This is a genomic window from Nocardia sp. NPDC057227 (genome assembly GCF_042669725.1).
Taxonomy (GTDB): Bacteria; Actinomycetota; Actinomycetes; order Mycobacteriales; family Mycobacteriaceae; genus Nocardia; species Nocardia asteroides_A.
Map to the genome: position 1 here is coordinate 61873 of NZ_JBHUXA010000022.1, position 26864 is coordinate 88736.

14 protein-coding genes are annotated in these 26864 nt (G+C 71.4%); 3 read left to right on the forward strand and 11 right to left on the reverse strand.

Annotation, left to right across the window (positions count from 1 at the left end; translation table 11 throughout):
* Nucleotides 1-30 precede the first annotated feature (30 nt).
* The 6 genes from ACFUJ1_RS26050 to ACFUJ1_RS26075 all read right to left on the reverse strand — a co-directional run bounded on the left by ACFUJ1_RS26050 (nucleotide 31) and on the right by ACFUJ1_RS26075 (nucleotide 15938).
* Entirely contained in the window at nucleotides 31-822 is a 792-nt protein-coding gene (locus ACFUJ1_RS26050) for an ESX secretion-associated protein EspG (protein WP_378649658.1), read from the reverse strand.
* Entirely contained in the window at nucleotides 819-3407 is a 2589-nt protein-coding gene (locus ACFUJ1_RS26055; RefSeq protein WP_378649659.1) for a hypothetical protein, read from the reverse strand. The genes ACFUJ1_RS26050 and ACFUJ1_RS26055 overlap by 4 nt, the downstream gene beginning before the upstream one ends.
* A gap of 46 nt (nucleotides 3408-3453) precedes the next feature.
* Nucleotides 3454-3933 carry a YbaB/EbfC family nucleoid-associated protein gene (locus tag ACFUJ1_RS26060; protein WP_378649661.1) on the reverse strand — a complete coding sequence of 160 codons (480 nt, stop codon included), beginning with the start codon at nucleotides 3931-3933 and terminating at the stop codon, nucleotides 3454-3456.
* A 147-nt stretch (nucleotides 3934-4080) separates the two neighbouring features.
* Nucleotides 4081-4404, reverse strand: a complete 324-nt coding sequence (locus tag ACFUJ1_RS26065; protein WP_378649663.1) for a hypothetical protein — start codon at nucleotides 4402-4404, stop codon at nucleotides 4081-4083.
* Nucleotides 4405-4626: 222 nt separating this feature from the next.
* Nucleotides 4627-8163, reverse strand: coding sequence for a hypothetical protein (locus ACFUJ1_RS26070; protein WP_378649665.1), 3537 nt, complete (start codon nucleotides 8161-8163; stop codon nucleotides 4627-4629).
* A gap of 128 nt (nucleotides 8164-8291) precedes the next feature.
* Nucleotides 8292-15938: a toxin glutamine deamidase domain-containing protein gene (locus ACFUJ1_RS26075; RefSeq protein WP_378649667.1), complete on the reverse strand. Its 7647-nt coding sequence runs from the start codon at nucleotides 15936-15938 to the stop codon at nucleotides 8292-8294.
* A 274-nt stretch (nucleotides 15939-16212) separates the two neighbouring features.
* Here ACFUJ1_RS26075 and ACFUJ1_RS26080 point away from each other — a divergent pair, with 274 nt between their 5' ends.
* Nucleotides 16213-16761: a hypothetical protein gene (locus tag ACFUJ1_RS26080; protein ID WP_378649669.1), complete on the forward strand. Its 549-nt coding sequence runs from the start codon at nucleotides 16213-16215 to the stop codon at nucleotides 16759-16761.
* A 4-nt stretch (nucleotides 16762-16765) separates the two neighbouring features.
* On the opposite strand, the gene narI is transcribed toward ACFUJ1_RS26080, so the two are convergent.
* From narI to ACFUJ1_RS26100, 4 genes are read right to left on the reverse strand one after another with little or no spacing between them, the layout of a single operon-like run.
* Complete coding sequence (gene narI, locus ACFUJ1_RS26085) at nucleotides 16766-17494, reverse strand: respiratory nitrate reductase subunit gamma (protein ID WP_378649671.1); 729 nt, start codon at nucleotides 17492-17494, stop codon at nucleotides 16766-16768.
* Nucleotides 17491-18087 carry a nitrate reductase molybdenum cofactor assembly chaperone gene (narJ, locus tag ACFUJ1_RS26090; protein WP_378649673.1) on the reverse strand — a complete coding sequence of 199 codons (597 nt, stop codon included), beginning with the start codon at nucleotides 18085-18087 and terminating at the stop codon, nucleotides 17491-17493. Before narJ ends, narI begins: the two co-directional genes overlap by 4 nt.
* Nucleotides 18084-19676 (reverse strand): nitrate reductase subunit beta, encoded by a 1593-nt coding sequence (gene narH / locus ACFUJ1_RS26095; RefSeq protein WP_378649675.1) that lies wholly within the window; start codon nucleotides 19674-19676, stop codon nucleotides 18084-18086. Before narH ends, narJ begins: the two co-directional genes overlap by 4 nt.
* Nucleotides 19676-23311 carry a nitrate reductase subunit alpha gene (locus ACFUJ1_RS26100; RefSeq protein WP_378649676.1) on the reverse strand — a complete coding sequence of 1212 codons (3636 nt, stop codon included), beginning with the start codon at nucleotides 23309-23311 and terminating at the stop codon, nucleotides 19676-19678. The genes narH and ACFUJ1_RS26100 overlap by 1 nt, the downstream gene beginning before the upstream one ends.
* 103 nt (nucleotides 23312-23414) lie before the next feature.
* Between ACFUJ1_RS26100 and ACFUJ1_RS26105 the strand changes: the two genes are divergently transcribed.
* Both ACFUJ1_RS26105 and ACFUJ1_RS26110 read left to right on the forward strand, forming a co-directional pair.
* Nucleotides 23415-24317 carry a tellurite resistance/C4-dicarboxylate transporter family protein gene (locus ACFUJ1_RS26105; protein ID WP_378649678.1) on the forward strand — a complete coding sequence of 301 codons (903 nt, stop codon included), beginning with the start codon at nucleotides 23415-23417 and terminating at the stop codon, nucleotides 24315-24317.
* Nucleotides 24318-24412: 95 nt separating this feature from the next.
* A complete protein-coding gene (locus ACFUJ1_RS26110; RefSeq protein ID WP_378649680.1) occupies nucleotides 24413-25174 on the forward strand; it encodes a class I SAM-dependent methyltransferase in 762 nt (253 codons plus the stop codon).
* A gap of 5 nt (nucleotides 25175-25179) precedes the next feature.
* On the opposite strand, the gene ACFUJ1_RS26115 is transcribed toward ACFUJ1_RS26110, so the two are convergent.
* A complete protein-coding gene (locus ACFUJ1_RS26115; protein ID WP_378649682.1) occupies nucleotides 25180-25989 on the reverse strand; it encodes a pentapeptide repeat-containing protein in 810 nt (269 codons plus the stop codon).
* Nucleotides 25990-26864 lie beyond the last annotated feature (875 nt).

Genomic DNA, 26864 nt, shown 5'->3' on the forward strand with positions numbered 1-26864 from the left:
CTCTCGAGGCGCTGCGGGAGCGGTACGCCGTCATTCCTCGTTCTCCATGTGCCGATCCAGCCGGAGCAGGATCTCGGCGATCTGCTCGTTCACCCACTCGACCATGCCCTTCGTCCCCATCCCGGTGGCCATGCGGCCGGCCGGCTCGGTCCGGATGACGTAGCGACCGTCCTCCGGGAGATCCCGCCAGTCCAGCGCCATGCCGACCCGGCCACGCGGCCCGAACTTGGAGCGCCCCTGGTAGACCACCAGATCCCCGGTGCGGGTGGCCGGGGTGGCCAGGAAGACCGGACCACGGTCGTCCTCCTCGACCTCGTCGCCGATGCCGGGGACGGAGTCGAAGCGCTCGGCGCCCGCGCCGGTGTCGGCGCCGGGCAGCGGGATCGCGGCGGAGCGGCCCGCGGTGGCGTACGGCAGGCAGCCGAGCGCCTCGTCCGCGACGGCGTGCGGATCGCACTCGACCACGTCGAAACCGCCGCTGTGGAAGACGGTTTCGCCGGGCCGCTGGGTGATCACGTACCCGCGGGCGCGGCTGCGCACGGCGTGCACGCGGATCTGGTGCTCGGGGTCGGCGTAGTCCTTTTCGTCCCAGGAGCGGATGGCGAGGCTGACATCGGGCCGGGCGACAGCATCGGCCAGCGCCCGCAGCTCCGGGTCGTCCCGGTCGCGCAGCTCGGCCAGCACCCGTTTGCGCTCCGCCTCGTACTCCTCGGCCAGCGCGATCCGGCTGGTGAAGGTGAACGGGTCTGGGATATTGGCCCTGCCGGTGCTGTCGCAGAGCAGGACGAACTCCAGATCGGTGAAGAACCAGCGCAGGGTCACTGCTCGATCACCGGCTTCACCCGGCCGAGCGAGCCTTCGAACACCTCGTCCAGATTGTCCTTGGAGTTCAGGAACTCCGCGGGCTTGTGCCCGTTCTGCGAGCCACCGCCGCTCGGCGCACCGCCACCCGGGCTGCCCATCATGGGGGCACCGGGCATGCCGCCGGGCGCGGACGGGCCCGCCGAGCTCGCCGCGCCCTGGAACGAGACCGGCTGCAGCCCCGGCCCCGCCACCGATGCCCGCGGGAACGCCGAGGCGCGGGCCTCGTGATAGGGCGGCAACGGCTGCTGCGCGGAGTCGAGCCCGCCGCCGAATCCGGGCAGGCCACCGCCACCGCCACCGCCCGCACCGGCGCCGGCCAGGCTCAGCGCACCCTCGTCCAGCATGCCCTGCAGGTGCTGCCCGACCTGCTCCGGCGACCACACACCGGAGAGCCCGCCGCCCGCGTCCAGCGCCGGTCCGGCGCCGAACTCGAGGAAGGCCTCGATGCCGCTGGTCAGCGACTCGACCAGCTGGTCGATGAACTGCAGGATCGGCGGCTGCTGCCCCGGCGTACCCGCGGCGCCGCCGAGCAGGTCGGCGAGCCGGCCCGGCTGGGACGCGCCACCCGTCGCCTCGGCCGGGTCGCCGAGCGCGCCCTGGCCTGCCCCCGCCTGCTCGAAGAGCTGGGCGAGCGGCATGTCCCGCAGCTCCTGCGGCATCTGGTCGACCGGCGTTCCGGTGATCTGCGCCAGCGCGTCGGCCAGTGACGGCGCCTCCGCGCCCTCGGGCGTTTCGATCGGCAGGTTCCGCAGCGACTCCGGCAGATCTTCGGCCGAGACACCGGTCAGCGCGCCGAGCACGTCGGCGACGGTCGGCTTCTTCGGCACGGCCGACTTCGGTTTCGGCTTGGGCAGCACCGGCATTCCCGGCGCGCCCGCGGTATCCCCGGCCCCGCCGGAGGTGACCCCGCCCGGGATACCGCCGCCCGGCGCGCCGCCGGAGCCGGGAATCGCGCTCTGCGGCAGCTCGGTCGCGGGTACCCCGGCGGAGGTCGGGAGCGGCTGCCCCTGCTCGCCGCCCAGCCCCTGCTCGCCGCCCTGCCCCTGCTGACCGCCCTGGCCGTACTGATCCTGCTGGCCCGGCTGGCCGTACTGGCCGCCCTGGCCCTCCTCGCCGCCCTGGCCGTACTGGCCGCCCTGGCCCGGCTGGCCGTACTGCCCGGGCTGGCCGTACTGCCCCTCCTCGCCACCTTGGCCGTACTGCCCGCCCTGCCCCGGCTGGCCGTACTGCCCCGGCTCGCCGTACTGCCCGGGCTGGCCGCCCTGCTGCTGCCCGGCCTGGAAGCCGGCGTCGTAGGCCTGCTGTTCGGTTTGGTACTGCGGCAGATCGCCGTTGCCGTAGCCGCCGTTGATCCCGGGGTACTGCTGCCCGTGCGGGTCCAGCGGGTGCTGCCCGGAATACTGCGGCTGCTGCTGCCCGTCGTGCCAGCGCGCGGAGGACGGCTTCGGCTTCGCGATCGGGTTCTCCACGATCGGCAGGAAGGCGGCGCTGTTCACGATGCCGTCGGCGTAGTGCTTCTGCCACTCGTTCCGATAGTGGTTCACCACCGCCTGGCTGTTCGCGGAGGTCAGCTGGGAGGCGACGTCGTGCAGCGGCATCGAGACGGCGGTGCGCACCAGCCACTGCGCCGTGTACTGCTGGTTCGAGGCGAGGATGTACATCGCCCCCGGCAGCGGCTTGATCGACTCCACCCAGTTGTCGCCCGCGGTGCGCGCCGCGGTGGAGCCCTGCCCCTCCCAGTCCCGCCCGAGCGCCTTGATGCCGGTCTTGAAGGTGTTCAGCTGCCGCATGAGATCGATCGTCAGAATCGCCCACGCTTCCGCGGCATTGTGCATGCGCAGGGAGTCGTCGAAAAGTACCTGGCCGAGCAGGTAGAAGTGATAGAAGCCGAGCTGTTCCCGATTCTCCACGGTGACCGCGCCCGCCGCGGCGGTGTCCATGTCCGGAATGGTCGGATCATCCTGGAACTGCGGATCGTTCACGAAGGCATTGGGATTGTCGTAGGCGGCGACGCTGTAGTAGTTGTCCTTGGTGCCGTCCAGCCCGGCGTCCATGTACTCCGCGTCGACGAAGAGGGAGAAATTCACCGGATTCTCCAACCACTCGGTCTGGGTGGTGTCGAACTCGTAATCCCCCGGCGTCGTCGGCATGCTCATGCCGTTCAGCTGGTCCCGAAGGCGCTCACCGTTCTCGGTATCGGTGGTGATGTAGGTCTTGCCGGCCCAGATGTAGGTATCGCCCATGTCCGAGACGATGTCGATATGCGACTGCAGCGCCGCGATCATGTCCTTCGCCTTGGCCTCGTAGAGCTGGGTGAGCTGCCCACCGGAGGTGAGGACGAGGTTGCCGAGTTCGTCGACGCCGGTGATGGCAGGCAACTCGTCGAGCTTGGCATCGGAGATCGCCTTCTTCATCCCGAGCAGCCGCGACACCGTGTCGATGCACAGCTGCGCGCCCTTGATGGCCGCCTCCGGCTCGAACTTCAGCGAACCCCTGGCTGCGCTCTGGCGCACGTTGTCCCACGCTGTGACTACATCGGCCATGCGGACGTCTCTCTGTCTCGGTGGTACTCGGCGGCCGGGCGCACCGCTAGTCCCGGTCGGCGACGATGGACTGCGGGCCCGAGCCGCCGTTCTCGTCGTCCCGCCGCCCCGGCCAGTCCGGAGAGCTCGGCGGAACCTTCGGGGTTTCGGGGGCGGACGGGATGAGGCCGCTCAGATCCGGCGCGCCGTCGACGATGGTGGCGAGCGAGGGCAGCGCGTCCCGCTGCTCGCGCAGTGGAGTCATCAGCTCCGCCGCCTTCTTCGCGACCTCGGCCGCCGCGGATTGCACGGCGGCCGTGATGTTCAGCGCGATCTCGTCCATCTCCAGGTCGAGGATGTCGTCGGCGAACGTCGTCTCGACGAGCAGCCCGTCCGCGTTCACCGTGACCGCGATGCGCTTCTCGCAGGCGGTGACCGTCGCCGTGAGCAGCGAGCGCTTACGCTGCACCTCCGCGATTCCCTGCATCTGGTCGCGCAGGCCGTTCAGCATGACCGCCATGTCTTCCTGCAGACGGCGATTCGACATGTCTACCTCCGGTTCGGCGGTGCGCGAACTCCGAGCCCCGAAATGCGCAACGGTTCGCTCCGGCATTACATCCCAGCGCGATTAACTTCCGGTGGCGCACAGCCTAATTCGATATGCGCCGCGGCGCATCCGCTGTCCGCGCCCGGATCAGAGGGCCGGCTGGTCAGCGGTGGTCAGCGCGGTGACCGCCTCCCGCTGGCCCGCCGCGAACTCCTCCAGGGTGCCCGCCATACCCTCCAGCCCCTGCAGGAGATTGTCCCGAGAGGCCTGGTAGCCGTTGTTCGCGTCGCCCTGGATGAACTTCTTGCCCATCTTGTCGCTGCCCCACGGCTGGTCCGGCCCGGCCGACTCGTAGGTGACCAGCTCCTGTTCCAGCGTCGTCAGCACGGAGCGGACGCCGAGGGCGACCTCCTCGGTGAGCCCAGCCGCGCCGGCGAGCGCGTCCGGATCGACCTCGATCCTCTCGGCCATGATCTCGTCCCCTTCTCCGATTCGTGGCTGGCGGCGCGACGCCGGGATCGACCGCGCGCTCCCGGTGCAACAGTACACAGTATGACTCTTAACTTATGGTGGCGCACAGACCAATTCGAATCTCCCGAACCCGTCGGTCCGGCATTCTCGCACGGCGTTCAGCTGCGGCAATCGCTCGTCTTCCACTCGCATCGCGCAAGCCGGAACCGGAAGTACGGAGCCTCACAGGGTGAAAGCGACGTCCACATCACTCGCGGCTCCCGCGCGCTGCTCGGCGGTCGGTGGCGGCTGGGTGTCGCCGTCCGGGTCCGCGGTTCCCGGCGTCGCTTCCGGCGGCTGCGGCGAATCCACCGGCCCCTCCGCTTCGGCATCCGGGGCGGCGACGGCGCCATCGGGGAGCCACGGCTCGTCGGTGCCGTCCGCCGGGGTGAACGGCTGCGGCATGTGCGGCCACTTCGGCCACCGCTGCGGGCGGGCCTTGCCGCGCACGTCCTTGCCCTCACCGACGAAGCCGTACTTCTCGTCGGTGTGCTGTGCGGCAAGCCCGGCCTGGGTGCTGCCGCCGCCGACGGTCGCGGTCCCCTCGACGATCGAGTGCCCGCTGCTGTTGCTTCCGATGCTGGCCTGGCTGCCGATCGTCGGGTGCTCGGTGAGCGGCCAGCCGAAGACGCTCGCCCCGTCGGAATCGGTCGTGGTAGCGGAATCGGCGCCGTACGACAGGCCGGAGCCGTCGATCGGGGTGAACGGGGAGCCGTCGAAGAGCAGGTTGCCCTGACCGGTCTGCGTGATCACGAAGGGCTGCGTGCCGTCCACCGGGCCGGCGACGAAATCCGACTCGGACATGCCGTCCGGGATCACCGGGGCGATCGTCGGGCCCGGCCGCACCGGCCCGGCGACGAAATCCGACTCCGACATCCCCTCCGGGATCACCGGCGCTCCGGGCCGGGCCGGGGCGGCGGCCGGTTCCCGGCTCGGCGGCACCACCGGGTTGATCTCGGTATTCAGCCTCGGCAACCCCAACCGGCGGGCCCGGTTGGCCGGTGACTCGGTTCCCGTTGCCGGCGGGCTCTGCTGCGAGGACGTCGAATCCCCGCCGTAGCCCGGATTCGGAAGGCCCTGGAAACCGTTCACCTGGCCGATCGGCGGGAAGGAATCGCTCGGCGACGGCAGTCCGTAGCCGCCGCCGTGCTGCGACGAGTCACCGCCGCCGAACTGGAAGTCGAAACCGGAGAAATCGCCCTGCCTGGCCGGGAATTGCGGTGCGGGTGAATCCGACAGCGGGCTGATGGGCGGTTCGGCGGCGTAGTCGATTCTGCCGATCGGGCTGCTCGGCGGGCTGATGTCCACGCTGTCGTTCCGGCCCAGCTGGGTGTTGGTCTCGGAGCGGTCGTACCGCGAGTCGGACTCGGTGTCGCGCTGCATCGGCGTGTTCGATTGGTCTCCGCCGGTCTGCGATTGCTGGGTACCGGAGTGCTCGCCGCCGAGGACATTGCCCTGCTGCACCGCATTGCCCGGCGCCGCCTGGACGGTGTCGCCCCGGATCGGGGTGCCGTTGTCGTCGGCCAGGCCGCCCTGCTGTCCGTTGCCGCCCTGCTGACTCTGGACGCTGTCGACGCTCTGGTTGCCGATCGTGCCAAGGTTGCCCTCGCCGCCCTGGTTGCCGAGGCCGCCGAGATTCGTCTCCGCACTCTGGTTCCCGAGGCCGCCCTCGTTGCCTAGGCCACCCTCGTTACCTAGGCCACCCTGGTTACCTAGGCCGGTCTGATTGCCGAGGCTGGTCTGGCTGCTCTGGCTGCTCTGGCTGCTCTGGCTGCTCTGGCTGGATTGGCTGCCCTGGTTGGTCTGCGCGCCCGAGTTGGTCTGCACGGCCGAGTTCGTCTGCACGGCCTGGTTGCCGCCACCCTGGACGCCCTGGTTCCCCAGCCCACCGCCCTGGTTGGTCTGAATCGTCGGCGAGAACTGGGGGCTCTGGTTTCCGTCGACACTCGGGCTTACCGGCGCACCCTGGTATCCGCCGCCCTGGTTCCCCTGGACGATCTGCGCGCCGTCGACGCTCTGGTTCCCCTGGAAACTCTGATTGCCGCCCCCCTCGACGCTCTGAATTCCCTGATAGCCCTGGTTCCCACCACCCAGATCACCCTGCGTGGTCCGAGTTCCGTCGACGCTCTGAGTTCCCTGGAAGAATCCCTGGTTCCCAACGTCCTGATTCCTTTGGAATCCCTGGTTCCCAACGTCCTGATTCCCTTGGAATCCCTGGTTCCCACCACCCTGGTTCCCCTGAAAGCCCTGGTTCCCGTCACCGCCCACCGGCGTGCCGGTCGTCGTACCGGCGACGACCGGGCTGTGCTGACCGCCACTCGGTGCTTCACCACCGGTGAGCCCGCCGCTCATCAGCGGCGCGCCGCCCACGATCGGGCGGCCGGTGCCCGAGCCGTCGATACTGCCGAAGTCGAACCCGTGCTGCCCCAGCGGTCCACCGTTCGGCCTGGCATGGCCCTGCGGGCCGACCGGCGTGCCGTCGCCGAGCCCGGCCCCGGGGCTGCTCGGCGCCGAACTGGTCGCACCGCCGGTGTTCCCCCCGCCGACGGTGCCGAGCTCGATATTCGTACCCGCCGGTTTCGTGGAGTTGCCGAAACCCTTCCCCCAGCTCTCGTCGAACCACCAGCCGTAACCACGCCAGTTCTCCCGGCGGAACTGCGCGGTGCTGACGCCGTCGCCCACCTTCGGAATATTGCCGGTGTACGCGGAGGCACCGCGCCCGCCGCCGACCAGCGCACCCTGGATGAAGCCACCCGCCCAGCCCTCGCCGGAGGTGAAGGAATCCGCGAAGTTGCCACCGAGCATCGCGTTGACGCTGCCGACCGCGATATTGCCGACGGCGGCGCCCATACCGTCCGCGATCGAGCCGATCGCGGCGCCGCGGAAGGTCCGGTAGGCCCCGTTGTCCAGATTCCAGCCCTTGGCGGTGAACTTCTTGCCCGCCTTGTCGGCGTAGTGGCCGAGCACGCGGCCGAATTCGCGGGCGGGCAGCGCACCGGCGACGCTGCCGAGGATCGAGAAGCCGAGTTCCTTGCCGTTGACCCCGCCGCGGCGCTTGTGGTCGGCGATCTGGCCGACCTGCACCGACAGGTTGATCCCGCCGCCGATGGCCGCGGCCTCCAGCGCGCGGGCCCCGTAGACGCCCCAGCCCTTCGCGGTCGGGGCGACGGGCCGCAGATGAATCCATTCCTTCAGGAAGTGGCGTTTCGCCACGGTCGGCGCGCCCATCCTGGCCGCGAGATTGGCGATCGTCTTCTGCACGCTGTCCTGGAACACCTTCAGGAACGAGCGGGTGGTGAGGATCAGGGCGCCCTCGGTCGCCGGCGCCGTCGGCGGGAAGAGCCAGGCCCAGGCGATCTCGGCGGCCAGCCAGCACAGCGTCACGATGATGGTGAGCTTGGTGGCCTGGAGCTCGGTGCCCATATCGAAGGCGCTGTCCGAGATCATCTTCATGGCCTCGGCGAGCGCCTCGAGGGACTGGTCGCCGGTGCGGATCTCGGTGTAGCGGCCGCCCATCTCCTCGGCCGTCACGCCCTGCGGGTAGGCCGCCATGGTAGCCAGCCTGGCCTCGTCGACCTTGGCGAGCAGCGCGGTGATCGCCGTGCTCGCCTCCTCCCACGCCTTGGAGGTGGCCCACGCCTCGTCTTCCATTCCGTCCGGCCACGCCGCGCCCGCGACCCAGCCGAGCCAGCGCAGCTCCTCCGGCAGGTAGAGGCTCATCGCGCGAGGTTTCGGTCGGGCTCCGCGGGCCGGGGCATCGCTCTCCTCCTCGGGACGGGTCCCCGGATTCGAGCATGTCAGGGTGAACGGCGAGTGCCCGGCGCGCAACGACGAAGGGGCGCGGCGGATCAGGTGTCGAAAGTGCCGAGGGTGAAGGGGATGTCGACCTCGGGGAGGGCGTCGTCGGTGGCGAGCCGAGTCACCACGGCCTCGGCGCGGTCCGCAGCCGCGATGTGTGCCGTGCGCCGGGCCGCTTCCTCGAGCTCGCTGTCACCCGCGGGCTCGGCTCCGGCACCCGGCTCGGCCTCGTTTTCGGGCTCCTCGCTGAGATCCTGTGCTTCCGGCTCGACGGGCCGACGAATCACCTCCGACTGCTCGGCCGGACGGTGCACGCCCCGCGGCGAGGGCCGATCGTCGAGTGGGTACGGCTCGGGGGGCACCGGCTCGTGCGCGGCACGGCGGACGAACAAGGGGGCCTGCTCCTCGGCTGCCGGGGGCTCCCGATACAACCTACGCACGGATTGCCGCATCGGCGCTCCGGGCAGCGGCGGCGGAACGGGCTGCACCTCGTCCTCGGCGGTGCGCGGGTCGGCGTCGCCGGGCAGCCAGTCGACGGGTGGCCCGTCCGGCGCCTGGAAGTCCGGGATGTCTTCCCACTCCTCCGGCCGGACCCGTTGCGGGCGGGCGCGTCCCGCGCGCAGCAGGCGGGGCCCGTGCGGCGCACCCGGAGTTGTGCCGTCCTGATCGTCGTCCGGGGCAGGTTCCTGGTCGGCGTCCGGATCGGCGGGTGCGTGCTGGTCCGCCGGATCGGCCGCCTCGGTGCCGAGTTCATCCGGAGCCGGATCGGACGGCTCCTGCTCCGCCGATGCCGGAACCGGCAGCGGCCGCTCCTCGCCGACCGGCGACACCGGACGCTCGGGCACCCCATCGGCGTCGACCGGCGACACCGGACGCGCGAACGGCGCGTCGGGCTCGAGCTCCAACGGGGAGATCGGCCGCGACGGCGGCCCCAGCGGGCCGGAGAGCGGCGTCGTCAGCGGCGAGATCGGCGGGGAGGGCGGCGTGGAGCGGGGACCGTCGGCACCGGGCTCCGGCGACGCGGGCCGCCCGAGCAGCAGCGCGAACTCGCGCCGCGCCTCCTCCGAGATCGAATCCGGCTCGGATGTCCGCGATTCCCCGTGCGGCCCGCCCCCGGAGTCCACCGCCTGCTCGAAGAAGGTGGCGGCGTGTGCCAGCTGCGCGGCGGTGACCGGGATGAACGTCACCACATCGGACCGGTCGACGATGGTGCCGGTCACCGTCGGCGAGGTGTAGTTGCTCTGCGCGTCCCACCAGAGCGGCGCCCCGCGCTGCTCGGGAAACACGATCTGCCGGACGTGGTCCCGCTCGTTCACGAATCGTCCGTCGGGGCCGGTGCGGAACCCGCCCTGCCCGTCCCTCGCCAGCGTGGAGGTGAACACCACCGTCGCCCAGCGCGGACCGCGCCGCGCCATACCCCGCTGGATCGCCTCCAGGTGCTGCCGCGGGGTCGCCGGGTCGAAGTACCGGCGCTGCCTGCTGCCGAGGTACTGCGCCAGCCGCTGCATCCCGTTCCGGTCGGCGGTCGTCGGGTGCCAGGTGGCGGCGGCGACCCCCGGGTTGCCGAACCAGGTGGAGAGGCCGTTCAGCACGGTCTCCGGGCAGTTGTGCGTGCGCCCCGGCTCGGTCGTGCCCGGCCCGTTGATCAGCCGCGCCGCCGGGAAGCTAGCCGGGTCGAAGTAGCGGATCGGGCCGTCCGGCCCGGTCGTCGCGCGCTCCAGCGCGCGCTGGTACTGCGGGTTCTCGGCCGGGCGGTAACCACCCGGCCCGATCGGCCTGCTCGCCGCCGGAGCGGGAATCGGCGGCGGCTCCGCTCCCTGGGTGGCGCCCGCGATCACCTGATCCCTGGTGGCCGGGATGAACCAGAGCTGATCCGCCTCCAGCAGCAGGCCGGGGGGCGGCTGCTCCGAGGTCTGCCCGGTCGCCGGATCGAACCACACCGTCTTCGACCGCGAATCCGTCTGCGCCGAGTGCGGATCCGGCACCGGGTGCAGCAGCACGGCCACCTTGCCGGTCACGTCCATGCCGGTGCCGTCCGGCTTGTCCCGGTAGGAGTGCGTCAGCACCAGCGCCGCCGATCCGGGCGGCATCCGCTCGACGCCCGCCTGGACCAGCGCCGCCTGCTGCGCCGGATCGCGGCCGTCGCCCGCCGCGCTCATGAAGCCGCAGTCGAGGTAGGTCTCGGCCCGGATGTAGGGATCCCAGCCGTTCGGGTCGGATTCCGCGCCGTCCGATGACACCCCCGGTGCCAGCGGCGCCGCCGTCTGCGGATCGCCCCAGAAGGTGGAGAGCGCCGACAGCGCGGTGTCCAGCTCGTTGCCGGTGCCATCCGGGTTGATCCACTCCGCCCAGGGGACGGCGTTCGGATTGCCCGGGTCGCCGGGGTTGGTCCGCGGGTCGGCGCCGATGACGGCGCTGCCGTCGACCGTCATCAGCCCCTCCAGCGCCCACTGGTCGAGGAGGTCCGGCTCGGAGTAGAGCCAGGGGCGGTCCGCGCGGCCCGCGGTCACATCGGGGAGCACGCGCGCACCCGGTGCGGCCGGGTGCGGGATCGGATCGTGCTGCGGCGGAGCCGGAATCGACGACGGGGCGGGCCGCTCGGCCGAGGCGGTCGATTCGTCGTCCGACTCCGGCTCGGATTCGTCGGTGGTGAGGAAGGCGTCGGTGTAGCCGTCCGAGACGTCCTGATCGTCGCCGTACTCCTCGTTCTGCCGCACGGCGTCGTCCTCGGCACCTGCCTCGGACTCGGCGTCCGGATCGGCGCCGCGCTGACGCTTCGGGGCGGGAGCATCGGTGGCCCCGTCGTCGTCGGGGCTACTCCGTTTGCCGGTCGTCGGCGCGGGAGGTGGCTGCCGCCGGGGCGCCGGCCCGAGGACGGTTGGCGTCGGCTCGGTGGAGATCGGGTCCGCCACCGCGGGGCCGTGCGGCGCGGAGGGACCGGGCGGGTGCGCGACGACCGGCGCCGTCGGCAGGTGTTTCGCCAGCGCGGCGGCGAGCCGTGGATCGTGCACCGGGGTGGTGATGGCCCGGTGCAGCGCGTGTGCGTCGGTGATCACCCGGCGCACAACCAGGTCGGGGCCCCCGCCCGGTGGTGGCCGGTCGATGCAGGCGCCGGTGATCGGATTCCACCACACCGGGCCGGTCGCACCGGGCTCGTTCGGGTACACCACCAGCACCGGCTGGTTGCCCGGGCCCATCATCACCGCCGCGATCGTGCCCCTGCCCCGCCGCAGGACTTCCTGGTGCACCTCCGCCAGGCGCTGCGCGACCGTCTGGCCGGGCACCCCGACATCGACCGGTGCCGAGCCGAAGAGATGCTCCAGCGGCAGCCTGCCGCCGAGATTCTGCAGCGAGGCCTTCTCGGCACTGCTGCCCGGCGGGAAAGCGGCGCGCAGCGGAACGGCGAAGCGGGGAATGCCGACGAAGGTCGATGCCGCCGCCCGGATCACCTCGGTGAAGTTGTAGCGGGACGGAACGCCGGGCGGTCGCCACACCACGCGGGAGCCGTAGGGCGGTCCTCCGTCCGCGGCGAAGGTGCCCGGATGCCGCAGGGTCGCGAACCGGCCGGTGGCCGGATCGCGCACCGCGTCCTCGAGGCTGTGGTCGTGCTCGGCAGCCGCGGCCACCTGCTGCGCCGACGACGGGATATAGGTGACCTCGCCTGCGTCGTTCCGGTACTCGACGGGCAGATCGGCGCTGATCCATCCGGCCTGCGGGTCGCTCCACAGCGGGCGGTTGCCCGGCGACCCGGGCGGCAGGAGGGCGGCGGTCGGGTCCGGCTCGGGGTAGACGATCGCGATCGCGTGCGCCCCCGCGGTGACGGGCGTGACGTTGTCGGCGTGATAGCGCTTCTGCTTGGTCTTCGGATCCCGGTCGTGCCAGTTGATTCCGACGTAGGCGAACGAGCCGGGCCCGCCGTCGAGTACCGCCTGGTACGCGGCATCCAGCGCCGCGGACCCGTCACGTCGCGAACCGTCCGGCGCCCAGTGCGCCGAGACCTTCGACGCGCCGAGCCACTGCTGCACCTGAGCCAGCTGCCAGACGCCGCCGCCCGCCGGCCCCGGATTCAGCATCGGGCCCGCGACGTCCGGCTTGCCGATCATCGTGGAGAGCAGCGCGAGCACGGACAGGTTGCAGTTGGTGTTGCCGCCGTAGCCCTTCAGCCCGGGGCCGTTGATGCTCCGCACGAACGGCGGTTGTCCCGGTGGGTACCGCCCCGGGTCGCGGTTCGCGGCGAAACCGTCCTCCACCTGCATCAGGTCCTGTATGCGGCCGAGCGCGTTCAGGTCGGTCGCCGGATGGCTGCCGGTGAACTGGACGGTGGACGGCCGCCGGATCCGCGCCAGCTGCCGCGGAGTCAGGGTGGGCAGGCCGCTTCCCGGGGCGGCCACGGTCCCCGGGGCGACGAGTGCGCGGCCGCGGCCCGTGGTGGCGGAGACGACCATCATCGCGGGGCCGAGCAGTTCGACCGGTGGTCTCGGATACAGCTGCCTGCCGATCGGATCGCACCACAGCGGCTCGGTCGCACCCGGCGGGAAGATCACCGAGAAGGCCGTCATGGCCGGCGGCACCCGGATGCCGTTCACCACCGTCGAGTCGCCGGGGATCGCGGCGCGCAGGCTCACCATGGCGGCACCGCCGGGCCCCATCGCCCGGACCCGCCGGTCGATGTCGTTCAGGTGCTGCGCGAGGGTCGCCGTGCTTCCGGTCCGGATGCGCGGGGCACCCAACCACTCCTCCAGCCGCACCAGGCCGCCGTGCCGCGGGTCGGCGGTGGGGCGCGCGGTGACAGCACTCGGATGCCCGAGGAACATCGCGAGGTGCGCGTAGGCGGCGTCGTCCGGGTCGATACCGGGGTCGGGGGCCGCGGACTCGCCGGTGATCAGGGTGAACGCGTCCCGGGCCGCGGGGTCGGTGGACGGGTCGGCACCCACCATGAGCCCGTTGGCGTCGGTGAGCACCCCGGTCATCCGCCGCGTCCGGTCCGCGTGCTGGGCGGCGAGCGGCGGCGGGATCGGGACCGGGTTCTGCTGCGGGTCGATCCGGATCGCGACGGGTTGGGGTGCCGCCGCGCCCTGGTCGGTGCCGGAGGCATCGGGGCGCTGGCGTTTCGGGTCGTGCTCGGGCGAGGCACCCTGACGTTTGGGACCGGTGAAGAGATCCTGGGGCCGCCCGTCGGGCAGCCCGGTGACCAGGGCGGGCACGGTGTCGACCGGGACGGGGGTGGTGGTGGCCGTCCGATCCCGCCCGGCACCGGCCTGCAGCGGGGGCGGCGGATCGCCGACCGCGACCTCCTGCCGCGGCAGCCCGGCGGCGGGCGGGGCCGGAGCGAGCGGGATCACCGTCTGCAGCGGGCGAAGGGAACGCGGGACGGCGCCCTCGGTGGTCCGGGGAGCCGTGTTGCGGTCGGCCTGGGGGTTCGGCGCGGCGGTGGAGCCGTCGTGCCCGGTGCGGATCGACGCCGACGGCTGCGCGGGCCGGGGTTCGGATCGGAGTTGCTCACCAGGCGCCGGGTTGCCCTGCTGGGCCGGGGCGAGCGGCTGAGCGCCGATCTCGGTGCGGATCTGCGGTGGCCCGGTGATGAGGTTCGTGCTCGGCGGCGGTTGCTCGATCGATTCGGAGCGGCCGGAGTCGCCCGCCTGCTCGATGCGGTCGCGGTCGCCGATCACGTCCCGCTCGACCGCACCGGGCGCACGGTGCTCGTTCTGCTCGGGGGTACCGGATTGCTCGGAACCCTGCTCCACCGCAGCGGGGTCACGGTGCTCGTTCTGTTCGGGGGTGCCAGGCTGCTCGGAACTCTGCTCGACCGCGCCCCGCTCCCGGCTCTCGCTTTCCTCGGGAGTTCCGTTCTGCTCTACAGCACCCGGATCCCGGACATCGCTCTGCTGGACCGCGCCCGGCCGCTCGTCGCTCTCGTGCTGCTCGGCCGAGCCGGGCTGCTCGGAGGTCAGGTTCTCGACCGCTGCGGACTGCTGCGCCGCCTCCCGCTGCTCGACCACGGCGGGGTTCTCCGCGGTGGTGACGGTCTCGGCGCCGTCGATCCGCCCCTGCCCGATCGGTTCGGTACGGTCGAGTTGCCCGGTCGGGGAGGTCGCGCGGTCCGCTGTGACCTCGCTCGTGCGCGTGGAACTCTCCCCGCGCTCGGGCACAGCGGCCTGCGTCGCCCGGTCCCCCTGCGTGGCGCTCTCAACCGGCATGCGGCGCTCGGACTGCTCCGGCGTCTCGACCCGCTCGGCTCCGTTCCGCACGGGGGACGCCGGCCGCTCGACGCTCGTCTCCCCGTCGACGCGGCCTGGCTGCGGTACCGCGCGCTCGGTCACCTCGGCCGCGGGCCCCCCGGTCTCGGAGACCTGCCCGGGACGCTGCGCCCCTTCCGATTCCCGCTGCTGCACAGCGGCTTCCGTACTCGCCGCGGCGAGGCCGTCCTGCTGCGTGAACGGGCTCCCGCCGAGACGCTCGGGCGCCACTTCGCCCCGTGCTGCCGCCCCCGGCTCCTGCGGCACCGGCCCGCCGGTGCGCGAATTCACCGTGGCGACATCGTTCGTGCCGACCGGCCCACCCCGCGGCTGTGACCCGTCGACCCTCGGCACGGCCGGAGCGGGCTCCCCGTTCCCCTCGGTGATCGCGGCCGGACCCGGCACCGCACCCGCGGCCTGTTCCGCGTCGTCACCGAGCCAGTCCTCCGCCTGCGCTCCGCCCGCCGCGCCGAAATCTCCGTCCAGCGGGACGAATCCGCGCACCCCGCCGACCCCGCCGACCAGCCCACCCTGCACGAACCCGCCGACGATCGATTCCGGGGTGAGCGCGTCCCCGATGGACTGCCCGGCGGCCAGCGTGGCGACGATGCTGCCCGCGATACCGCCGATCCCGTCGCCGAAGGCCCCGACGCCCGCACCGCGGGCACCGCTGCTCCACACGCTGCCCGCACCGCCGAGCCAGCCGTCGAGCTTGTTGCCGAGCCACTTGGACGCGGCGTCGCCGACCACCTCACCCGCCGCACCGCCGAGCATCGAGAGCCCGAACTCCTGGCCGTCGAACTCCTTCCTGGTGCCCGCCGCCATCTGGCTCAACTGGACCAAGCCGTTGAAGAACGCCTCCTCGCCCGCGCCCTTGATGGCGGTGGCGCCGATGACGCCCCAGCCCTTCGCGGTGGGGAGGACCCGGATCCCCTTGTAGATGTACTTCTTCGAGGCGGATGCGCCGAGCCGGGCGGCGATCGCGGCGATCGCCTTCACCATCGCCTGCTCGGCGCCCATCATCACCGCCCGCGCGGTGGCGAGCGCCGCCGCCTCGTTGGCCGGAGCGGTGGGCGGGAAGAGCCAGGCCAGGGCGATCTCGATGACCAGCCAGCAGAGCGTGACGATGATGGTGATCTTCTGCGCCTGGATCTCGGTGCCCATGTCGAACGCCATGTCCGACACCGAGCGCATGTGCTTCGCGAGCTCCTCCAGCGACTGCTCGCCGGTGCGGATCTGGTCGAAGCGGGCACCGATCTCCTCGGCGCCGCCGCCGGTGCGGTAAGCCGCCATGGTGGCCTGTTTGGCCCGGTCGACGCCGGGCAGCAGGGCGTCGATCCGGTCGGCCGCGGTCTTCCAGGCGGCGGAGACCGCGAAGGCGGCGTCCTCGTCCCCCTCGGGCCACGGCGCACCGGCGATCCAGCCGATCCAGTGCAGCTCCGGGGGCAGTTCGAGGCTCATGGCTGCGCGGCACCGATTCGCGCGGGCGGGGCCACCGCTACCTCCCTCACGAACTGGAACGTCGCTCGACCGTGGTCTGTCAGCCGCCCAAGCGTAGAGCGCCGCCGCCGGAAGCGCACCCCTGCGGCGACGTGGGCCGAGTTGCGGCAGTGCGCAATTGGTGCCGCCGACACCCCGGGTTCGTCCGGCGTTCCCGCTTCGGCGACACTCTGAACGCGCATCCCGCCCGTGGCACCGAGGGCGGCACCGCGGACATCGGAGGAACGAGAACGCCATGATCCCAGCCGCACCGGGGAACGACGACGAGGTCCCGCGCTACCTCGCCGAGGTCTTCGGCACCGACCGCCCGTTCGCGATCCACCCCTGCGAGTACGGCTGGGTCTGCCAGCAGCAGCTCACCGACGAGGAGCTCGCCGCCGACCTGGGCATGGGCCTCGGCAACTACGTCGTGAACCGGCGCACCGGCGCGATCACCGCGCACGCCAGTCTGCACCCGCTGACCATCGGCGAGCAGTACGACGATGACCTCCGCGCCGGGAACCCGGTGCGCGGCTACCAGCTCCACCCCCCGCTGTGGGAAATCGGCCTGCGGCGCGTCGCCGAGACCCCGGCCGAGATCCGCTACCTGGTGACCGCCCGCTCACTCTTGGAGCCGCCCGCCGAGGAGCCGAGCGAGCACCTGCTGACCATCGACAAGCTGAATTTCCACTACTTCACCGACAGCGAAGAAACCCACACCGCGTGCGGCCACGCGGTGGTCTGGGCCGAGCAGCAGGGCAGGCCGAGCGGGGTGTGGCCGGAGTCCGGCACCTTCCGCGCCTGACCGGTCAGCGCCGCTCGATCGGCTCCCACCCGCGCCGGGGCCGCCGCTCCCCCAGCACCCTCGGGTCCCGCGAGCGGTAGACGATGTACGGGCGGAACAGGTACCGAACCGGCGCGCTGAACATGTGCACGAGCCGGGTGAACGGGACCAGCGCGATGAGCGCCATCCCGGCGACCGCGTGAATCTGATAGGTGAGCGGCACGCCCTCCATGAGCGCCGGATCGGGCCGCAGCGTCAGCACCCCGCGGGACCACGGCGCGATGGTCTGCCGGTAGTCGTAGCCCGACGAGATCCTGGACTCGCTGAGCTTGGCCCACATGCCGAGCAGGATGGCGGCGACCAGGAACAGGTACATGGCCTTGTCGTTGCGGGTGGTGGCGCGCAGCACCGGGTCGCGGGTGCGGCGGCGGTAGATCAGCACGGCGATGCCGGCGACGGTGAGCACCCCGGCGGCGGTGCCGCCGAACAGGGAGAGCAGGTGGTAGGCGTGCTCGGTGAAGCCGACGGCGTCGGTCCAGCTCTCCGGGATCAGCAACCCCATGAGGTGCCCGACGAAGACGAACAGGATGCCGTAGTGGAACATCGGCGAGGCGATGTTCAGCAGCTTCGACTCGTACGCCTGCGAGGAGCGGGTGGTCCAGCCGTAGCGGTCGTAGCGGTACCGCCAGATCAGCCCCGCGACCAGCGAGACGATCGCGATGTAGGGCAGCCCGGCCCAGAGGAAGGTGCTCACGGCCGCCCTCCGCTGACCGGGGTCAACGGCAGCAGATCCCGGCCGCCGTACGGTGTCAGCCCGACGTCCTCGCCGCGCGGCCCGGCCGCGGCCAGCGCCCTGGCCGCCGCCCGATCCCGTGGCGACGGGCCGGGCAGCGCCGCGCAGAGCGCGTTCAGCACCGCCGAGTACGCCGTCCCGGACTCGTCCAGCGCGAACCGCAGCAGCTCCAGCCCCGGCCGGTGCTCGAGCAGCGGGGCGCGGTCGCCGGTCGCGGCGACGTACTCGAGCATCAGCGGCAGGTAGTCCGGCAGCTCGGACCCGGCCTGCTCCAGCCCCGCGCGCCGGTACACCTCTTTCAACCGGAGCAGCGCTTCCCCGCGGCGCCGGGTGTCGCCGTCGGTCCACCAGGTCAGGTGCAGGCAGTGCCGATTGTGGAAGTCGAAGACCCGCACGTACTCCTCGGCCAGCGCCCCGAGCGGCATCGACGCCACCTGCGCGAGAAACGACCGCAGCGCGGGCGCGCACTCCACGAGCAGCGGAATCCGCTCGTACAGCAGCAGATCCGGATAGTCGAGGCAGTGCGCGACCGCCTGATAGAACGCGGCTTTCATCCCTGCGCCTCGTCCCCGGTCTGCCTGGCGCGCAGCACGTGGAAGCTTTCGACCGTCGCCAGCGGCACGAAGGTCCGCCCGGATTCGTCGCCGAATGGCCCCGGCTCCGCCATTCCCGGCCCGTCGTCGTAGTCGAGGCTGCAGCCGTCCGGCAGCACGGACTCCTCCAGCGCATCGGCATCGCCCGCGGCGGCGGTCGGAATCACGTACCGCTCCTCGTATTTCGCGATGGCGAGCAGCCGGTGCATCTCGTACAGCTCGGCCCCCGACATGCCGACCGCCGTCGCGATGTCCTCGTCCGGCATCTCGTTGAGGTTGATGTCGCGCAGGTAGGAGCGCATGGCGGCGAGCCGGGCGAGGCTGTCCCGCACCGGTTTCGGGTCACCGGCGGTGAAGAGCTCGGCCAGGTACTCGAGCGGGATGCGCAGGCTGTCGATGGCGCCGAACAGGTTGTGCGCGTCCTCGCCGTCGAACCCGGTCGCGGTGAGCGCGTCGACCACCGGCGAGAGCGGCGGGATGTACCAGACCATCGGCATGGTGCGGAACTCCGGGTGCAGCGGGAGCGCCACCCGGTAGTCGCAGATCAGCCTGCGCACCGGGGAGCGGCGGGCCGCATCGATCCAGTCCGGCGCGATCCCGGCGCGCTCGGCCTCGCGCCGCACCACCGGGTCCTCCGGATCAAGGAAGAGGTCGAGTTGCGCTTCGTACAGCGCCTTCTCGTCCTGCACCGACGCCGCCGCGACCACCTTGTCCGCGTCGTAGAGCAGCACGCCGATATAGCGCAGCCGCCCGACGCAGGTCTCCGAACAGACCGTCGGCAGCCCCACCTCCACCCGCGGATAGCAGAACGTGCACTTCTCCGCCTTGCCGGTGCGGTGGTTGAAGTACACCTTCTTGTACGGGCAGCCGGTGACGCACTTGCGCCACCCCCGGCAGCTGTCCTGATCCACCAGCACGATGCCGTCCTCTTCGCGCTTGTACATCGCCCCCGACGGACACGCGGCCACGCAGGACGGGTTCAGGCAGTGCTCGCAGATCCGCGGCAGGTAGAACATGAAGCTCTGCTCGAACTCGAAACGCACCGCGTCGGCGGCCTTCTCGCGGGTCTTGCGGACCATCGGGTCCTCGTCGCCGAACTCCGTCGCGCCGCCGAGGTTGTCGTCCCAGTTGGCGCTCCACTCGATCGCCATGTGCTTGCCGGAGAGCAGCGAGCGCGGCCGCGCCACCGGGTAGTCGTCGCCGAGCGGCGCCTCGTGCAGGGTGCGGTAGTCGTAGGTCCACGGCTCGTAGTAGTCCTTGACCAGCGGCAATACCGGGTTCGAGAAGATGCTCAGCAGCGTGCGCAGCCTGCCGCCGCTCTTCAGCGCGAGCCTGCCGCGCCGGTCGAGCGTCCAGCCGCCGCGCCAGCGCTCCTGGTCCTCGTAGCCACGCGGGTAGCCGAGCCCGGGCTTGGTCTCCACATTGTTGAACCAGACGTATTCGACGCCCGCCCGGTTGGTCCAGGTCTGCTTGCAGGTGACCGAGCAGGTGTGGCACCCGATGCACTTGTCCAGGTTCATCACCATCGCCAGCTGTGCCATGACGCGCATCAGTACCGCACCTCCTGGGATCGGCGGCGGAGCACCGTCACCTCGTCGCGTTGATTGCCGGTCGGGCCGAGATAGTTGAAGCCCCAGCACAGCTGGGCGTAGCCGCCGATCAGGTGGGTCGGTTTGAGCAGCACCCGGGTGAGCGAGTTGTGGATGCCGCCGCGCTTGCCGGTGCGCTCGGCGCGCGGCACGTTCACCGTGCGCTCCTGGGCGTGGTGCATGTAGACGGTGCCCGCGGGCATCCGGTGCGAGACGACCGCGCGGGCGACGACGACGCCGTTGCGGTTCACCGCCTCGATCCAGTCGTTGTCGCGCACCCCGATCGCCGCCGCGTCCCCCGGCGACAGCCAGATCACCTGCCCGCCGCGGGATAGCGAGAGCATGAGCAGGTTGTCCTGGTACTCGCTGTGGATGGACCACTTGTTGTGCGGCGTCAGGTAGCGCACCGTCACCTGGGTGTTGCCGTCCGGGCCGAACTCGGGCTCGCCGAAGAGCCGCTGCATGTTCAGCGGCGGCCGATACACCGGCAGCGCCTCGCCGAACTCGTGCATCCAGTCGTGGTCGACGAAGAACTGCTGCCTGCCGGTGAGCGTGTGCCAGGGCCGCAGCTGCTCGGTGTTCTGGGTGAAGGCGGTGTAGCGGCGCCCGCCGGTCTCGCTGCCCGACCACTCCGGCGAGGTGATCACCGGAACCGGCGCGTGCTGGGTGTCGGCGTAGGTGATCCTGGCGCCCTCGTGCTCGGCGGCCAGCTGCGCCATCGGCTGCCCGGTGCGTTCCTCCAGCGTGCGGAACCCCTGGGTGGCGAGCCGGCCGTTGGTGGTGCCGGAGAGCGCGAGGATGGTGTCCGCCCAGCGCACCGCGGTATCCAGCCGCGGCCTGCCCGCGGCCGGGCCGTCCCGCACCACGCCACCGGCTTTCAGCGCCGCCACCTCGACATCCGGCCGCAGCACCAGCCCCTTGACCGGCAGCCCGCGCTCCTCGGCCAGCGGGCCGAGCGCGGCGAACTTCGCTCCCACCGCGGTGTAGTCCCGTTCGACCACGGTGAGCGTCGGCATGGTCCTGCCGGGAATCGGCGGGCACTCGCCGCGCCGCCAGTCCAGCGCCACACCGCCGGGCTGTGCCGTCTCACCGATAGTGGCGTGTTGCAGCGCGGTCGCCACCAGGTCGCGCCGCACCCCGAGGTGGTCCCGCGCGAGCTCGGAGAAACGCTCCGCGATGGCCCGGAAGGCGTCGAAATCGGTGCGCGCCTGCCACGGCGGGTCGATGGCCGGGCTGAACGAGTGCACGAACGGGTGCATGTCGGTGGAGGAGAGATCGTGCTTCTCGTACCAGGTGGCGGCGGGCAGCGTGATGTCGGAGAGCAGGGTGGAGGAGGTCATCCGGAAATCCAGCGAGACCAGCAGGTCCAGCTTCCCCTCCGGCGCGTCGTCGTGCCAGGCGACATCGCGCGGCCGTGCCTCCGGCGGCGCCTCGTCCGCGGCGAGCGCGGAGTGCGTGCCGAGCAGGTGCCTGGTGAAGTACTCCGCGCCCTTGGCGGACGAGCCGAGCAGGTTGGAGCGCCAGAGCGTGAGCACCCGCGGCCAGTTGCGCGGCTCGTCCGGGTCCTCGCAGGCGAATTTCAGCTCGCCCGAGCGCAATTGCTCGACCGCGCGGCCGACCGGATCGTCGCCGTCGCCGAGGTCGAGCGGGTTGCGGTCGAAGGTCGGGTAGCTCGGCATCCAGCCGGAGCGCACCGACTGCGCGAGGCAGTCCACCGCCGCCAGGTCCGCGAAGCGCCCGTCGCTGAGCGGGGAGGCCAGCGCGTCGGCGCGGAAGGTGTCGTAGCGCCACTGGTCGGTGTGCAGGAAGAACCAGCCGGTGCCGATCATCTGCCTGGCCGGGCGGGCCCAGTCGATGGCGCCCGCCAGCGTCGACCAGCCGGTGAACGGCCGCACCTTCTCCTGCCCGACATAGTGCGCCCAGCCGCCGCCATTGCGGCCCTGGCAGCCGGTGAGCTGGAGCAGCGCGAGGAAGGTCCGGTAGATCGTTTCCGAGTGGAACCAGTGGTTGGTGCCCGCGCCCATCAGGATCATGCACCGGCCGCGCGATTTCTCGGCGGTGTCGGCGAATTCGCGGGCCAGCCGCGCGCAGGCCGCCGCGGGCACCGAGGTGTGCGTCTGCTGCCAGGCGGGGGTACCCGGCTGCTCGGGGTCGTCGTAGGACGTCGGCCAGTCGCCGGGCAGCCCCGGCCTGCCGACCCCGTATTGCGCGAGCACCAGGTCGAACACCGTGGTCACCAGCGGGCCGTCCGGGCCGAGCCTGCGCGCGGGCACGCCGCGGGTCAGGATCTCGCCATCGACGTCGAAGCGCGGCAGCGCGACCGGCACCGGCTCGCCGGTCTCGACGAGCGAGAGCACCGGTTCGACGCCGTCCAGGTCCAGATTCCAGCGGCCCTTTCCCGACTCGGTCCAGCGGAAGCCGAGCGAGCCGCCGGGCACCGCGGGCGCGCCGGTGCGGGCGTCGAGCACGACGGTCTTCCACTCCGCACCTTCGGCGTCGTCGCCGAGATCGGCCGCGCGCAGGAACTTGCCAGGCAGGTAGCGGCCGTCCCGCTCGGTGAGCGTCACCAGGAACGGCAGGTCGGTGAAGCGGCGCACGTAGTCGGCGAAGAACGGGGTCTCGCGGTCCACGAAGTACTCGCGCAGGATCACGTGGCCCATCGCGAGCGCCAGCGCGCCGTCGGTGCCCGGATGCGGGTGCAGCCACTCGTCGGCGAACTTGGCATTGTCGGCGTAGTCGGGGGCGACCACGACGACCTTCTGGCCGCGGTAGCGCGCCTCCGCCATCCAGTGCGCGTCCGGGGTGCGGGTCACCGGGACGTTCGAGCCCCACATGATCAGGTAGGCGGCGTCCCACCAGTCGCCGGACTCCGGCACATCGGTCTGATCCCCGAAGACCTGCGGCGATGCCACCGGCAGATCCGCGTACCAGTCGTAGAACGAGAGCATGGGCGCCCCGATCAGCGCCATGAACCGGGCCCCAGCCGCATGCGACACCATCGACATGGCCGGGATCGGCGAGAACCCCGCCACCCGGTCCGGCCCGTGCGCTTTCACCGTGTGCACGTGCGCCGCGGCGACGATCTCCACCGCCTCGTCCCAGGTTGCCCGCACCAGCCCGCCTTTGCCACGCGCTTGCTGGTAGCGCCTGCGGCGGTCAGGATCGGCCTGGATCTCCGCCCAGGCCAGCACCGGATCACCGAGCCTGCGGCGCGCCTCCCGATACTGCTCGAGCAGCACGCCGCGCACATACGGGTACCGCACCCGGGTCGGCGAGTAGGTGTACCAGGAGAAGGCGGCGCCGCGCGGGCAGCCGCGCGGCTCGTACTCCGGGCGGTCCGGCCCGACCGATGGGTAGTCGGTGGCCTGGGTCTCCCAGGTGATGATCCCGTCCTTGACGTACACCTTCCAGCGGCAGGACCCCGTGCAGTTCACCCCGTGCGTGGTGTGCACGACCTTGTCGTGGCTCCAGCGGTCGCGATAGAAGGTGTCGCCGTCGCGGCCGCCGCGGTAGCGCACCTCGTGCAGGTCGGGCGAGGTCTGCGCGCGGGAGAAGAATTTGCCGGTGCGCAGCAGCAGTGCGTCGGGTTCGCTCATCGGTCCCTCACCTCGTGCCGGTGGAGCCTGTGCCGTTCCCATGAAAACACGGTTAGCTGTCCGATTGCTTGACCTTGGCTCGAGTTGCCGCTGTGATAGCCGGGTGGCACAGCGATGGTGGCGGGAGCTGCCCCCGGCGGCGGGCTCGTTCGTCATGGCGACCGAGATCGTCTCCACCGGGCTGCATCTCACCGGCTTCCCGGTGCTCTCCTGGATCTGGTTCGCGCTCGGCGCAGCGCTGTGGGTGCTGCTCGCCGTCGATTTCCTCGCGCGGCTGTTCCGTGAGCGCGATCGGTGGCGGACCGAGGCCGATACACCGCCCGCGCTGACCGCCGTCGCCGCCACCACCGTGCTCGGCACCCGCATCGCGCTCGGGGGTTTCTCGTGGCTCGCCTTCGTGTTGCTGGCGGTGGCCGTACTGGTCTGGCCGGTGCTGCTGACCACCGTGATCCGGCACTGGGGCACTCGGATGCCCGGCGCCGCGTTCCTGGTCTGCGTGGCCACGCAGGGGCTCGCCGTGCTCGGCGCCACCCTCGGCGGGTGGCTGGTGTGGCCCGCGCTCGCCTGCTTCGGCGGCGGGCTCCTGCTCTACGTCGTGGCGTTCCTGCACTTCGACCTCGGCCAGGTGCTCGAGGGCCGGGGCGACCAGTGGGTCGCCACCGGCGCGCTCGCCATCTCCGCCCTGGCCTGCGCCAAACTGCTGGTGTGGTTCGCCTGGTTGCGGCCCGTCGTGCTCGCGCTGCTCGCGCTCGCCCTGGCCGGCTACCTGGTGCTGATGATCGCCGAGGTCGTCCGGCCGCGCCCCGGCTACGACATCCGGCGCTGGGCCACGGTGTTCCCGCTCGGCATGACCGCCGTCGCCTGCTCGACCGCGGGAACCGTGATCGGCGCGGCCGTCCTCCGCACCATCGGCGCCGTGCTGCTGGCCGTCGCCGTCGGGGCGTGGCTGCTCACCGTCATCGCGCTGCTCCGGGACCGGCTGCTGCCGCGTGCCGGTCGGCCGTAGCCCTCCGAGGCAGACGCCGACGACGCCAGCCCCCTAGACTCGGGGCAGGCAGCATCGGCCGCAAGGGGGAACCGGTGGAGAACAGGGCTAGGGGTATGACGCGGCGATTGAAGAGGCGCGGGCGCGAGGCGCTCGACCGGATCGGGCCGAGACGGTCCGAGGATCGGGTCATCGCCGAGGCGGCGCAGTACTGGACCAGCCCCGCCGAGCCCGCGTGGGCCGGGAACTCGCACTGGCGAACGGGGATTCCCGGGCAGTGGGAGAAGGTGGGGCAGGATCACCTTGCGCTCTTCGACAAGCTCGCCCGGGTGCTCGATGCCCCGCCGTCGTTCGGAACGGTACTCGAGTGGGGGTGCGGCGGTGGCGCCAACGCCGTCGCCTTCGCCCCCCGCGCGGAGCGGTTCGTCGCGGTGGACGTCGTGCAGGCCAGCCTGGACGAATGCCGTGCGCACACCCTCGCCGCGTGCGACGTCGACTTCGAGCCGCTGCTCGTCGAGGTCGAGAAGCCCGAAGCGGCTGTGACGGCGATCGGGCGCGCGAGCTGCGACGTGTTCCTCTGCCTCTACGTCGTGGAGCTGTTGCCCTCCGCGGAGTACGCCACCCGCATTCTTCGAATCGCCCGCGAGGTGCTCGCCCCGGGCGGGGTCGCCTTCATCCAGGTCAAGTACCGCGACAGCGACGGCAGGACCGCCCCGAGGCGCAACTACGCCAGGAACCTCGCCTCACAGACGATTTTCCCGATCGATCACTTCTGGCAGGTGGCGGAGGAGAACGGCTTCCGGCCGGAAGCGGTTCACCTGGTCCCGGAGAACGAACTCGACCGGAACTACGCGTATTTCCTGCTGAGCGCGGCCTGAACCATTCAGCGGCCGGGCGGCGGCAGAAAACCCGCCGGCCAGACAGTTCTGTCGTCGTACTGCACGCCGGCGACAGCGACTCCGGTCAAATCGACCCCGGTCAGATCGGCACCGCTCAGATCGACGTGCTCCAGTGACGTGGACCTGAAGCTCGCCCCGCCCATGTCGGCATTCTGGAAGCCGACCTCGTTCAGCTCACAGCCATCGAACCTCGCGCCGGAGAGATCGGCGCCCCGGAACGTACTCCGCCACACCTCGGTGTCGTTCATCGCCGCTCCCCGAAGGTCGGCCGAGTCGAAATTCGTGTCGAAGACCTTCGACGAGTCGATGACGGAGCCACTCAGGTCGGAGTCCCGGAAATCCGTGTTCGTCAACGTCACGTCCACCATCAGCACGCCGGCCAGACACGCACCGCCCACATCGACGGCATGAATCTCCGCACCGCGCGTCTTCGCCTCCCCGTCCTCCTCGTACCCCCGGCGAGCGATCGCGGTCGAAGCGGCCTCGATATCCGGGGCGACCGCCGCACTCCCCCCGATCGAGTCACACGACCCGCCGACCGGCGCATGCGTCCGGACGAACGCCGAGAGGACCGAGAACACACCCCAGTGATCCCGAGGGGAATCGACCGCCAACCGCTCCAGCGAATAGATGGCACCCAGCCGACTGTCCAAATTCTCCGATCCGAGCTGTGACACCGCCCGGTAGTACCGGTCGTTGATCTGCGTCTCCCGCTGCGTCTCGACCTGCAGCCGGCTCGCCTCGAACGATCTGGCGGTGAAGAGCACCGCCCCGATCGCCGTCAACGCGGTCACGAGACCGGCGACCTCGGCGATGGTGATCCCCCGGAATCGCTCGGCTACGCCGCGAAGGAAATTCCTGAGCGCTCGAAACCTGACAGCGTGCGGAACATGGAGCCGCTGGGCGGCTGTGCTGCGCCGCAACCTGCCCCGCCGCGGCGGAGGGAGGTGGCGGCGTGCTCGGCTCGGAGCCGGTCGGCGCAAGCCGGTGCCCGCGACTCGGCGAGGGGTCGAAGAGCTCGGTCGGCGCGGCGAACCGGGGGGCATCTCGCGATCATGCCGAACCGTCGATCGATAAGCATTCACCGCGCGCTGGCGTTTCTCCCGGCAACCGGTTCGTGGTTCCGGCGTCCGGGTGCGGCCCTGACCTGTCGGTGGCGATGGATAGTGCTCGGCACAGTAGGTTTCGGGCTCGAAGGGGAGAGTGTGGCGGTGCGGGTATTCCGGGCGACAGCGCGCGCGGGCGCCGGATGGTGTGGTCGAAGGTCGGGATGCTGCGTCCGAGCTGGCCGGACGTCCTGCTCCCGCAGCTCCCGCTCGGATGAGCACCCGATCGAGCACGGCCCCGCCACCACTCGTAAATTCCGGCATCCGCTGGGGTGAACTCGCGGGCCCGAATGCGTGCAATTGCACGGAAATGGCGGCTGAGCATCCGGGATAGCGCGTCGCAGGTGAACAGGAAATCGAGCGGTCCGCCCCGAAAATCACGACGTGCGGAAAGTGGCATTCCCGGGATGGCTTGCGAAGCCACTGCGTGCACAGGGCGACGCCCTCGTGTCCCCCTCCAGGACAGGAAGGCCGCACCGCAATTCCGCGTGGGCGAAGCGCCTCTTCAAGCCCGCCGGCGAACCTGGACGCCATTGCAGCCGCACTCGGCGAGTCGATGCGTG